At 50.3% G+C, this 12,456-nt stretch carries 9 protein-coding genes and 3 pseudogenes; all 12 read right to left on the bottom strand.

Annotation, left to right across the window (positions count from 1 at the left end):
* Nucleotides 1-116 precede the first annotated feature (116 nt).
* Nucleotides 117-677: pseudogene (locus tag B5E67_RS12210) on the bottom strand (conjugal transfer protein TraE); the annotation flags it as partial.
* Between the two features lie 119 nt (nt 678-796).
* Entirely contained in the window at nt 797-2,593 is a 1,797-nt protein-coding gene (locus B5E67_RS12205) for a reverse transcriptase domain-containing protein (protein ID WP_087385514.1), read from the bottom strand.
* Nucleotides 2,594-3,151: 558 nt separating this feature from the next.
* Nucleotides 3,152-4,114: pseudogene (locus B5E67_RS12195) on the bottom strand (conjugal transfer protein TraE); the annotation flags it as partial.
* Entirely contained in the window at nt 4,044-4,460 is a 417-nt protein-coding gene (locus B5E67_RS12190; protein WP_007045884.1) for a PrgI family protein, read from the bottom strand. The pseudogene B5E67_RS12195 and the gene B5E67_RS12190, both read right to left, overlap by 71 nt.
* A 22-nt stretch (nt 4,461-4,482) precedes the next feature.
* Entirely contained in the window at nt 4,483-5,352 is an 870-nt protein-coding gene (locus B5E67_RS12185) for a CD0415/CD1112 family protein (RefSeq protein ID WP_002576349.1), read from the bottom strand.
* Between the two features lie 70 nt (nt 5,353-5,422).
* Nucleotides 5,423-5,641, bottom strand: a complete 219-nt coding sequence (locus tag B5E67_RS12180; protein WP_002576350.1) for a Maff2 family protein — start codon at nt 5,639-5,641, stop codon at nt 5,423-5,425.
* A 215-nt stretch (nt 5,642-5,856) separates the two neighbouring features.
* Nucleotides 5,857-6,102, bottom strand: a pseudogene (locus B5E67_RS12175) (conjugal transfer protein TraG); the annotation flags it as partial.
* Nucleotides 6,103-6,239: 137 nt separating this feature from the next.
* Entirely contained in the window at nt 6,240-7,268 is a 1,029-nt protein-coding gene (locus B5E67_RS12170) for an HNH endonuclease (protein WP_158098898.1), read from the bottom strand.
* 70 nt (nt 7,269-7,338) lie between these two features.
* Complete coding sequence (locus tag B5E67_RS12165; RefSeq protein WP_087385512.1) at nt 7,339-8,979, bottom strand: recombinase family protein; 1,641 nt, start codon at nt 8,977-8,979, stop codon at nt 7,339-7,341.
* A gap of 75 nt (nt 8,980-9,054) precedes the next feature.
* Nucleotides 9,055-9,219, bottom strand: coding sequence for a hypothetical protein (locus tag B5E67_RS15740; protein ID WP_164488372.1), 165 nt, complete (start codon nt 9,217-9,219; stop codon nt 9,055-9,057).
* 268 nt (nt 9,220-9,487) lie between these two features.
* Nucleotides 9,488-10,849, bottom strand: coding sequence for a virulence-associated E family protein (locus B5E67_RS12160; protein WP_343286526.1), 1,362 nt, complete (start codon nt 10,847-10,849; stop codon nt 9,488-9,490).
* A 79-nt stretch (nt 10,850-10,928) separates the two neighbouring features.
* Nucleotides 10,929-12,155, bottom strand: coding sequence for a serine/arginine repetitive matrix protein 2 (locus B5E67_RS12155; protein WP_087385510.1), 1,227 nt, complete (start codon nt 12,153-12,155; stop codon nt 10,929-10,931).
* Between the last annotated feature and the right edge of the window lie 301 nt (nt 12,156-12,456).

The raw sequence follows: 12,456 nt of genomic DNA, 5'->3' as shown, positions 1-12,456 counted from the left end.
TATTGTCCTGTGAGCTTCCCAACGCTGGCTTTTGACCAGTGCAGGTCACAGTAGGGTTACTCCAAATGGATAGAGCAGCGTTTACACGCAATACATTACGCGACTTCGTGTCGCACCTCGGCCTCCGGGTCGCAGATAATGACATCATCCGAAGTCAGCAGGAAGCAGTTGGCGATCTCGCGCTTGGCCGAAAAGCTCTTGCCGGAACCGGGCGTACCCAGAATCAGGCCGTTGGGGTTTTTCAGCAGCTTGCGGTCCACCATGATGAGGTTATTGGACAGGGCGTTGATGCCGTAGTACAGCGCCTCTTTTCCGTTCTGAAAAAGCTCTTGGGTGGTGAACGGCACGAAGATGGCGGTAGAGCTGGTAGTCAGCCCCCGCTGAATTTCCACCTGGTTCAGCCCCAGCGGCAGAGAGGACATCAAGCCTTCCTCCTGCTGGAAGTCCAGCCGGGTCAGCTGGCAGTTGTACTTCTGTGCGATGGAACTGGCCTGGAAGATGTTGTTGCCCAGCTGGCGGGGATTGTCGGCGGTGTTCAGCACCAGGAACGTCACCAGGAACATCCGCTCGTTGCGGCTTTGCAGGTCCTGCAACAGCTTCTTGGCCTCGGCCCCGTAGGTGGCAAGGTCGGACGGGATGATGTCCATGTCATACCCGGCGCGGACGGCCTTTTTCTGGTGGAGTAGGGAGACACCGCCTTACCATCTTGCGATAGCAGGTTTGCATCACCCTCTCCGGGAACCGCACGTACCCCTCTCGGAGTATACGGCTCTGTCATTGTTTGTTCAGCGTAAACTCATTGGTTGTGAATCAGATGGTGGCACCGTTCACAAACCACAAGCGTCTTCCGGCGTTTGGCCAACATTGCGATTTCCCACGGTTCCTTCCCTTTGAGGTTTTTCAGCTTATTGATATGGTGGATTTCGTAATGTTCGCTTTCCGTCGTGCCGCATAGTTCACAGACCCTTGCTTTCAAGCGTTTCTCAAGTGTTGTCACCGACTGACCATAAATAATGGCTGCATTGCTGATCTGGTCTGTTGGATTTTTTGCATTTTTACAGTCCATATAATTGGCGAAATAACGGCGTTTGGATTTCTTTTTTGTTTCGTATGGGATGCCCCATTCGCCGGTTCCGTCCTTATACATGGCGACAACTTTTGAGATTTTGCTTTTATGCTTTGCTGCCAGTGTTTTCAAGCAACTGTATTCCATGAGGTAAGACAGATACTTCAATTTACAGAAGTTGCTGGCTATCCCATAGTAGTTGCAAATGCCCCGCAGCTCGTCATTGTAAACTGTGACAATCTCAAGATCTGTGGCTCGCAGCAAAGAATTCCTGTGAACGGGAAACAGTTTCCCGTCCTTTTTCTGTATCGCTATCTTTTTCGAGAAAATAAAATCGTGGATTTTATCGTCGAATGGGACGAGAAGTTCCACATGGTTATTGAGCGTCCGCATTTTGGCGCCTTTCTTGTTGCGCTTCACCTTCTCACATCTTCTGACACGGACATCAAAACCCAGAAACCTGGCACATTGGCTGCTGTGGGTGATAAGCGTTTTTTCTTCACTGAGTTCCATTTTCAGTGTTTGTCCAATGAACTCGGCGAGTTTGCTCTTAATCCACTGGCAATCCTCTTTACTGCCCTTTACACCGATGATAAAATCATCTGCATAGCGGATATATTTGAGCTTTTTATCCGTCTGCGCCGTACAGGGAGTTTTCAGGAGTTGTTTGCGGAGCACTTTGCACTCAGCTATCATACGCTCCTTTTCCACCCCCTGTTTTCGGTCAATGTGGTAGCAAAGATTTTTGATTTTGTTGTGCAGTGCACGATATTCCGGGGTAATTTGCCCTTTTTCCGGTGTCTCAAATTCATCCTTTAATTTCATGACGAATTGATCCAGCTCGTTCAGATAGATGTTTGCCAGCAGCGGCGAGAGAATCCCGCCCTGCGGAGTGCCGCTGTAGGTTTTGTGGTAAACCCAGTCCTCCAAATATCCTGCCTTCAGGAACTTGTAGACCAGCTTCACAATACGCGCATCTTTGATTTTGTTGCCGATGAATCCCACCAGTGCCTCGTGGTTGATATTGTCAAAGCACCCTTTGATATCTCCTTCGACAAACCAGCGCACACCGCCGAATTGGTACTTTAATTTTTCCAAGGCCGTGTGACAGCTTCGCTTCGGTCGAAATCCATGGGAGCAATCCAGAAAAAGCGGCTCATAAATCGCCTCCAGTATCATGCGGAGCGCTTCCTGAACCAACTTATCCGTGAAGGTTGGAATCCCCAGTGGACGCTTCTTTTTCGGATTGTTTTTCTTTGCAATATAAGTCCGCCTTACTGGCGTAGGCTGATAAGTTTCGTCCGCCAAAGATTGAATGATTTTTTCAATTTTGGCTTCGCTGAAACCGTCTGCCGTATCCTGGTTGGCACCTTTTGTGGATGCGCCCTTATTCGTATACAGGCGCTGATACGCCTGATAGTAAATGTCGGGACGCAGCAAATAGCGATACAGTCTTGTAAAGACTTCTTCCTTATGGGTCAATGAGTTTTTGCTGATTCTTTCTAAAATTTCAGTTGTTGGCTGCAATGAGGTTTTCCTCCCTAATCAACGTTCCATTTTAGTACACAATAACTGCGCTCCTTCGCCATGTGGACGGCATTACCGCCTCAAACTACTACGAGCGCTCCGTACCCTTGCAGGATTTTCAGGCTCTACAGCCATAGCCCTTTCAGGCATTCCTGTGTAGGGTATCCCCAGTTAACATTGTGTGTAGGGAAATGCGGATTGTCGGTATGCGCTTTCGTTTCCTTGCCATAGGTTCTCCTACAGATTTCATGAACATTGAGATAACCAATGGATGGAAGAACATCATCCATTGCGTTCATGACAGAGGTTTCAGACATTTTCCTCCGCCTGAAGATAACAGAAATTAGAAACTTGCGTATCAGTAAACCCAACTTCATCCTCGTATCCGCTTAACATGGCGGTTCAGTCGCACCATACTGTCTTTCGGTGACTTACCGCTTTCCTGCCGTGCTCTGTTCCCGTTTCAGCTTTCGCCTTTCGGTTAGGCAGGTTGTTTCCCGCGTTATCTTACGGGGTAGTCCCTTACGCTACACTACACAATGCCCTATCTGGGCGCACTTCCTCGATCTTGCTGCGGTCCAGGTCGGTGATTTTCCGCTTTACCGTCTTGATGGCCTTCACCTGATCCACCGACTGGATGTGCAGATTCACAATGAGGGAACTTTCCATATCGAGAAAGTCCGCCAGCATACGGTCATTCAGCTCCGGGGCCAGAATCTGCACGAAGCTGACGGCCCCGTACTTCTTTCCCATGCGGAACTGCTTGCCGGTACGGAACTCGAAGCCGGACGGCGCGATAAAGTCCTTGGTGGAAAGGCCGCTGGGAGCCAGCCAGTCCCACTCGAACTGGAAGGGCGCCTGCTCGTCCATGTGGAAGATGGCGTGAAGCTGGGCCAGCCGGGCTTTGCCGTCCAGAACCTCGGCGGCCACGCCCAACCGCTTAAAGTTGTTCAGCACATCGGTCTCGATGCGCTCCAGACGGGGCTTGGCGGAGCGGATGCTGTCGGCCTCGATGGAAAAGGTCAGGTACTTGGTCTTGATAAGGCCGTTGTTGCCCCGCGCCAGCTGGTTTTGCAGCATCTGCGTGTACTCCACCCGGATGGGGTCAAAGTCATCCCCCTGGGCCGGGATGGTAATGCTGTTGGCGAAGGTCTCCTGGGACGCCGCCAGGTTCAAAAAGGACAACTGGAAACGGATGGAGCTGTCGAAGTAGTTGAGGAAATCGCACCAGCCTTCAAAGATGGCGGTCTTGTCCTCGTTCTGGCTGAGCTGGTAGTTGATGTCCTGGAACTGAATGGTCTTGGTGTAGCGGCCATCCGCCACCTTGCAGATGCCGTCCGGCCACATCCGCTCATAGGGGATGCTGTCCTGGGCGGACCGCTCCTTTTTGCCCGTGCGGTTGGCGCGGGCAATCGCTGCCTCGATTTGTTTGCGTTCGGCGCGGGTCAGCTTACGCCGGGGTTTGGTCTGCGGCTCTGCCGGTTCGGCCTGCCGCTTTGTCTTTGCCGCGAACAATGTCATACACCTCCTTGTCGAGATTTGCCTGCCGCTCCAACACGGCATAGAAGTTGTTGGTGCGGTAGGGGCGCTGCTTGGGCCGGATGACGGCCACCTTGAGGATGTTGCCGATGATCTTTTCCAGGGGCTGGCCGTGTTTTTCATACATCGCCAGCATGAAAAAGGGCAGCATGACGAGCATCATGCACATGGCCGCCACGCTGTTGCCAGCAGGCCCCCGGAGCAAAAAGAAAAGCGGCACGCCGATGAGCGCCCCGCAGCCGAAGCAGACAAGCTGCCTCTTGGTTAAGTTGAACGCGACCTTGGTTTTGACTTTCGTCAGGTCTTTGGGTACGGGTACATAAGCCATTGGTAAATTCCCTCCCTCCGGGTCAATGTGCGTTGAATACGGCTTTGGACAGGCTGCCGGTCTTGAACAGCGTAAAGCAAAGCAGCACGGTGTAGCCCACGCAGCTCCAGATTGCCATGATGATGTCCTCCTCGGTGGCGATGTTCTGCACCAGCACGGCGTAGATCGCCACGCAGACGATAATCAAAAACGCCTGGAAGCCCAGGGCCAGCAGGCTGCGCAGGTAGTTCTGGCCCATGCCGCCCCATTCCTTGCCCATCATGGTCGCCATCGGGATGGGGGCCACCGACGTGACAAGGTAAATTTCGATCGTACGGCCATAAATCACGATGAAAATGCAGATATACAGCGCCCACATGGTAATGCCGATAAAGAGCGACTGGAACCACAGGCCGAACAGCGGCCCCAGGTCCATATCCATCAGCCGGGACTCCATATCGGTCATAACAGCGGAGATGTCGATGGAAGCGTCCGAGCCGATGATGCCGGACGCCTGGGCCACCACGCTTTGGGCCATATCGAACACGGCCATGACGAGGTTCCAGGTGTTGGTGACGAGCAAAATCGCGGCGGCGGACTTGAACACCCATTTGAAGATCATCCAGGTGTCCACATCATGCAGGTTGTTGCGGTCGGTAATCATCTGGATCAGCTCCAGCGTCATCACGATGGCCAGGATCACGCCAGCAATCGGCACCATGATGGAGTTGGAAAGGTTCTGGATCATACTGAAAATGCTGCCGTTCCACCCCTGCGGGGTCTGGCCCACCTGCGTGGCGATGTCCGCGACCTGCTGGTTCACACTGTCGAACATCCCCGTTAAGTTTCCCATGATGCCGCCCACCAGCATCTCTTTCAGCCAGTTGGTCAGGGCATCCAATAAGAAATCCATACGGTGTCAAACCTCCTTTCAGCCCCTCCCGCTGTGCGCGGGAGGGGACGAGGATTTCAGCGGGGTACGATCAGACGGTGAACAGGCCGGACAGCAGCGGTACGAGGACCATGCCAACGATGGCGACGCCCGCGCCGGCCATCAGCTGTTTCATGCCCTGGCTTTTCGCACCGGGGTTGTCGTTGCCGTAACCTTCCAGCAGGTTGATGACACCCCAGATGCCGAGACCAGCGCCCAGAGCGATAACGAGGGTCTGAAGAACGGTGATAGCCTGATTGAAAAATGCCATAAATTATAGTTAGCCGGAATCATTTGAAAAGTTTGATTTAGTCATTCATAGGCATACAAAAGCCGGAACAATCGGCACCCGGTTTCCGGGGCCTGATTCCGGCTGTCCTCCTTTTTTCATTATTTTTTGGTGATTGTCCGCTTTGTACGCCGATGGCCCCATCCGGGGCGGTTGAGGCGGGTAGATAAGATCACTCCTTTCACAGCGGAACAGATTTACACGCCCTCTGCGTCTACTTCATACACATCGTAGACCTCGTTGGGCTTGAGCTTGAGCCGGGTGGACAGGAACGCCTCGATGTCAAAGGCGTTCTTGGGGTCCGCGTCGGCGGTGTACGGGTAATTGGGGTGCTTGGTGATGTCGTACTTGTCCGAGAGGAAAGGCCGCACACCGCGCAGCTGGAGGATACACTTGCCGCCGTCCATGACGGCCAGTTCATCCTGGCTCATAAGCTCTTTACCACAATGTCAAGTGATGAATTCAAAAAAGGGCAAAAAAAAACCCTCCTCATTTAGAGAAGGGGGAAATACATAGAATATTTATTGAAAAATCGCCACAAATAAAGGTGCTTTAAATAATTAAGGAAAAATTTTTCTACCTAAGGCTTTTTGAGCAAGCCTCTTTCTCGTAACTCTAAAGCCAATGTTTCTTTCATATTTTTTTCAATCGGTATTTTTTCGGCCGAAAAGTACGCAGTATATATCTTTTCCTCCTTTGAAAAGTCAATAACACTTATGCTGGGATTATTTTGAAAAGCAGGGATAACAAATTTAGAACATTGTGTTTCTCTATCAGAAACAATAGGAATGAGGATGGAAAAATTAAAAAAGTCCAATCTAAAAAGTAATTTTGTATACTCGCAGGGAGCTTTTTCATTCCTTTGATACAAAAATGCAGACACTCCGTTCAGGGGGTTAATTCCCGGAAATTGTGCTAGTATTCCTTTATTTGGCAAACCGTTTATATATTTTTCTGATTCAGTATTATTGTCAAACGGATGTTCATTTCTTACATATAATCCCAAAGATGTAATACCTATCACATATTCATCCCACAAATCAATAGGAAGCAAACTGTATCCCATTTTTAGCAATGCAGCATACACCAAGCGTGGATTATATCTGTTCCTCGGAATCTCAATTGCAAATCCTTCTTCTGTTTCTCGGAAAATTCCTCTTCCACTTTTTTCAATAATATAGTCCTGTGGGAAGTAATTTTTATCCGAATCACTACCACTTCCTCTTTCTAGTCGATAAGTTTTATACGATAACTCTTTATCTTCTGGCATGTCTTTAATAGTAATAGTCCCATTTTTCCCCTTTATCTGAGAAACGAACTTGAATGGAGCAATATATTTACCAAATGCGTCCTCTAATTTTTGTCCAAATGCAGAATTACATTTATCACACTCGAAATGATTAAATAATGTTTTATTACCTATAGATTCCGAAACTGCATGAGCAATTTTGGAAAATTTAACATCTGGATATGATTGAGCACAAAACATGCAGGTTCGTTCATTCTTAGCTATCTGCAATCCATGACATTCACGCCGTACACCCGTGACATCAATTTTTTCAAATTTTATTAGTGGATCATATATTTCATTGAAAATCACTTTGTTCACCAGCCTAACCTGAATCTTAGCACCATTTTTGACCATTACTCTAACGTGATGTTAAATGAAACTTTAGCAATTAAAAAATTTCTCCAATAAAGTTGTAAATGATCCTGACCTCTTGAACTTTCTGACCATCAACCTTCTTGACTTCACCCACCAGAATACGGTTAATCAGGCGGTTCAGTACGGTTTCATCCAGCTCCTGAATGGTGGCATACCGCCGAATTTCCCGGATAAAGGTACAGACTTCACTTTCCTGAGCATCAGACTGCTGAAGCATTCGCATCAGTTCCTGCAACCGGCTCTGATTTTCTTCCTGCTCCTGCTCCATAGCGGTGGTCAACTTCATAAACCGCTGCTCAGAGAGCACACCCTTGGCCTTGTCCGTGTAAAGACTCAGGAACATATCGTCAATTTCCCGGTTTCTGGCTTCCAGGCGTTCACGCTCTTTCTGCATCTCGGAAGCATCCGCCATATACCGGCGCTCCATCCGGCTGCTCAACCGCTGATAAAAGGCATCTGCATCTTTGAACGCCATCGCTGCCAGTTCCTGAATGTCCTTCAGGACAAGATTATACAAATCCCTGGCTTCGATCTTGTGACTGGTGCAGGCGTTTTTACCCAGCCGGTTGTAGGTCTGGCAGATATAATACGCCTTGTCAATCGGTTCCCGCATCTCGCCGGTAAAGCGGTTTTTTCCAGTTCTGCCGACCTTTTCATACCGTACCTGCATGGATTTCCCACAGGTGGCGCAGTAGATAATGCCGTGGAACAAGTTGTAGAAGGGGCAGGCATTGCCTTTCATAATAGGGGGCCTGCGATCCACGATTGCCTGCACCTGTTCCCATTCCTCCGGTGTCACAATCGCCTCATGACAGTCCTCAATGATTTCCCAGTCCTCACGGGGAATAATGTCATAGGTGTTGGAGCGAATCCCTTTCTGGTGTGTCCGGCAAACCAGATGAGCGCCTTTATAAAAGGGGTTACGCAGGATATGGCTGATTCTTGCGCCGCCCCACGCATAGTAGTTAACATCGCAGGCGGTATTTCCTTTTACTCTGGTGATGGGAACCTTGTCCTCCATCAGCTGCTTGGCAATCCGCATACAGCCCCAGCCATCCAGTGCCAGGTCATAGATTTTGCGAATCACCGGCGCAGTTTCCGGGTCAAGGATCAAATGCCCCCGATCCTCCGGGTCACGCATTAGCCCCAAGGGAGGCTGTCCACCACAGAACTTTCCCTGTCGGGAACGGGTCATACGCCCCGCCAGCACCTTCTTGGAAATATCCCGGCTATACATATCGTTCAGGATATTCTTGAAGGGCGTGATGTCCATTTCCTGACGGGTCAAACTATCCACGCCATCCGTAATGGCGATATAGCGGACATTGTGTTTAGGGAAGAAGATTTCAATATAGCTGCCGGCTTCTATATAATTTCTTCCCAGTCTGGACAGGTCTTTGGTAATGACACAACCGATTTTACCGGCCTCAATATCGGCAATCATACGCTGAAAAGCTGGGCGATTAAAATTACGGCCTGTGTAACCATCGTCCACATAATACTCATACTGGAACATCCCGTTTTTTTCGGCAAAGTCCCGGAGCATAAGTTTCTGGTTGCTGATACTCATACTCTCGTTATCGCCGCCATCGTCCAGAGAAATACGGCAATAGAGAGCTGTGATTTTCTGATTGACTTGTTTTTTCCTGCTCATAGCAATCTCCTTCTATGAACAGGGACACGATATACATATTATACCATGCCCCTGTTTTTTCTTCAACAAATACCCTCAGCTTGCCTTGCGTTCCAGCCATTCTTCAAAGTGTTCGCAGGTTTGCCGTTCAATGAGCTGTTCGAAGGCTTCCTGCATGGTTTTCTCACCGGAAAACTCCCGCACCACGATAAACTTTACTTTTTTGCTCTGCTTGTTTTCTTGTTTTTGGGTTTTCTCCATAGGCTACCTCCATAGATCAGAAAAGCCAGACAAAGGGCATCCGGCAACGAAGTCCGGCAACGGACTCCGAAAAACCTGCAACCTATCGTCTGGCCATCGTTTCTTACTTTTCAAATTTTCTTGTGAAATCTCGTTGCTTTCGTTGTCAGAGAACAGATACCCACCAAAAAGCCTTGCTTAATGGGCATTTATCGTGTCCATACCCCCATTTTTACGGCAACAAAGTCAGCAACCAACCGACAACCAACCGGGCAACAAGCCCTGTAAATCAGGCAATCCACTCCTTTGGCAGTTCCAGCTGATGGACTTCTTCCTCACTCAGCTCCACAAATCCACTTTCGTTGTCGGGCAGTTCGTTGTCGGAAATCTCCCGTTCCCAGCCACGCTGCCGCCCATAGCCCGGAAACATCCTGGGATTGGAGAAAGGCTTCCAGCCCGTCACCACCGTGTTCATGATCTCATTGATGTTATGCAGCTGCCAACGCTTCGGCTCCTCAAAGGCGTGTCCCAACGCTTCCTTGAACAGCTGCTTGGAGCAGACCACATTGCCGGTGTAGTGTTCCAGAAAGCCCTGAATCTGCCCGGCCTCGGTGTCCTCTGGCATGAAATCCTTTTGAACTTCCACCAGCTGCTTCTGAATCTCCTTTGAAAACTTCATGGAATACTCTCCGCTGCGGTAAATGGTCATAGCCTCCGCCCACACCTGCAACAGATATTTTCTGGAAGCGGCTTCGTCCTCCAAAATGTGAACTTCCGCTTTCTCCGGGTAAATCATCACTGGCAGGAACCGGCGATTTCCGGCCCGGTCAAGGGGGAGGAAGTCCAGCGTGTTGGATGAACCACCAAACACACACTGCCTCAGCCGGTCTTTGGGCTGAGTCTCATAGGGGGTGCGGTAGGTTTCCTTTTGGCGGCTGATAAAGGAGCGAATTTCCTCGATGCTCTTGGCGTTGCTGGTGGCCAGCATCTCCGACATCTCGATGATCCAGTGGCCTTGCAGCTTGGCAAACACCTTGTCATCATCCAGCTTTTTTAGGTCATCAGAGAACCACTCATCCTGTATAGCCAGGAATCGAAAGAAGGTGGACTTTCCAGCTCCCTGGCCGCCCACCAGACAGAGCAGCTCCTCATACTTGGAACCTGGATGGAACACCCGGCGGATACCTCCCAACAGAAAGTGTTTGAGCATTTCTTCCACATAGTCGCTCTCGTCTGCCCCCAGAAAGTGATGCAGGCAGGAGCGTATCCAGGGCTTTCCGTCCCACACCAGACTGTTCAGCACATCCTGAATGGGGTGATAGCAGTTTTCGTTTGCCACAATGGAGAGAGCCGCCATCAGCTTCTTTTCACTGGTCAAACCGTAGTTCTGCTCAAAATAAAGAAGCAGATATTTGACATCGGTATCGGTTAAGGCACTGGTGCTTCTGCGCCAGCCCAGATTCCGTACAATGTCTACACGGTCGGTCAGCAGATTTAGCCGGATTGCGCCCCGCAAAAGCGGATCTTGGCAAAACACCGTGCGGCAATTCCCAATGGTGTTGGCCGGTTGTCCTTTTTCTGTTGTGGAAAGGCTTTCCCGCACTTCATCAACGGTCAATTCCTCACTTTCGGCCTGCTGGGTTGCAGGCACTAAACTCTGCGATTCGCTGTTCAATGTTTCTCACCTCCTCAAGAGAAAAGCATCTGATTTATTCGCAAAATCAGATGCCTTAAAGCTCCATATCCTGTTTTTCCTGCTGCTTTTTCCGGTTGGATTCTCTCTGTGCGCTATCCTGCTTGGCTTTTTTCAGGAAAGCAAGAATGGATTCCTTGGCCTTTTCCTGAATCTGCTGTTTACCAGCCTGCTTGACCTCCGGCTGCATCAGCTTCTTCTGGATTTTTGACAGGGCTGACTGCATGGCGTTTTTGATTTTTGAAATCACCCCATCCAACCGGGCGGCGGCATACTCACGCTCTTTTTGCGGCGCTTTCCGTTCTGGCGAGAGTACCCAGTTTTTCGTTTCCTCCACCAGTCGGAGATCCTCCTTGTGGGTTTCCAGTCGGACAGTATCGGTGACAACCTCCACCGCCTTGTCATAGGCAATATCCGAAACCTCCTCCACCAGTGTTTCCACATCTTCGATTTTCAGGGTCAGCTCCTCCAGCTTCTGTTCCTGGGCAGCCAACTGCTCCTTTTGCTTCATCAGAATGTAGTCCTGCTTCTCCAGATACGCCCGCCCACCATAGGACGGCTCCTGCTCCAGATGCACCCCATGTTTGCGGCTGATGTCAAAGAGCAGCGTCCGGCATACTGCATCAAAGGTCTGCTTGCGGTTGTTGTGTTTGCCCTTGGGCTTACTCGGATCAGGCAATTCAAAGCCCAGTTCCTCCAGCGCCTTTTCCTGCTGGGGACACAACTCCCCATACCGGTTTTTGCAGTCAAACACATGGCGCTCGTGGATGTGAGGCGTACCCTCATCCAGATGCAGCGCCCAGTCCAGAATGTGGATATGGGAACCAAAGCACCGTTCAAACTCCTCGTAAAATTCGCTGACAATGAGTGCCAGAGTACCCGGTGGAATGGATTCTTCCATGGTGCCAATCTGGTAGATGCTTTCCTCCGGGCAGGTCTTATTGTTTTTCAGCAAGTCCTCCACGGTGCGGTTGCGCTCGGTGTGTCGTGTTTTCTCGTTTCGGGCATTCTGGGCATCCACATGGTCGGAATAATGCTCGTAGTAATACATCCGCTCAATTTCTTCAAAGCTGAAATCTGGCTGTTCCGAGCTCTCCCGAAGTTCTGAGGTAGTAAAACCACGGTAGCAGTCCCAATACACATTTTTCTTAGCTCGCTGGGCATCAATGTGTTCGCTGTTTTCCACATCAAACCGGCGGTCATTGTGCCGGGGATTATAGGTGCCATGCTTGCCAGAGCGTCCGTTATGCCGAGTCAGTTTCAATTTTCATCCCTCCAATCTCTGCTGATTTTTCTCGAAGGGGAGCAGCGGCGAAGCCGCCAAACCTGCGGATTTCTGCGTCAGGTAATACCCAGTACGAGTTGACGCAAGGCATCAACTCTCCCTGGGCAAGGCGTTTCACCCTTGACCCGATGGGGCGGCTGCCCTCAACCCGCCAATGGGCCTTGCCCCTTGACCCCAACAGGGCGCTGCGCCCCTGTACCCAGCACAAAGGGATTGCATCCCTCTGTACTCCTGCCCGGAGAAGCTGACTTCCACCGCTTGTGCGGTTTCTGTCAGCTCC

The sequence above is a fragment of the Faecalibacterium sp. An122 genome (genome assembly GCF_002160895.1).
In the GTDB taxonomy this organism is placed as follows: Bacteria; Bacillota; Clostridia; order Oscillospirales; family Ruminococcaceae; genus Faecalibacterium.
This window is presented reverse-complemented; position numbering and strand designations above follow the sequence as displayed.

Coding starts and splice junctions, on each gene's coding strand:
- B5E67_RS12190 (WP_007045884.1), bottom strand. CDS start 4,460: ATGGCTTATGTACCCGTACCCAAAGACCTGACGAAAGTCAAAACCAAG.
- B5E67_RS12185 (WP_002576349.1), bottom strand. CDS start 5,352: ATGGATTTCTTATTGGATGCCCTGACCAACTGGCTGAAAGAGATGCTG.
- B5E67_RS12180 (WP_002576350.1), bottom strand. CDS start 5,641: ATGGCATTTTTCAATCAGGCTATCACCGTTCTTCAGACCCTCGTTATC.
- B5E67_RS12165 (WP_087385512.1), bottom strand. CDS start 8,979: ATGAGCAGGAAAAAACAAGTCAATCAGAAAATCACAGCTCTCTATTGC.
- B5E67_RS15740 (WP_164488372.1), bottom strand. CDS start 9,219: ATGGAGAAAACCCAAAAACAAGAAAACAAGCAGAGCAAAAAAGTAAAG.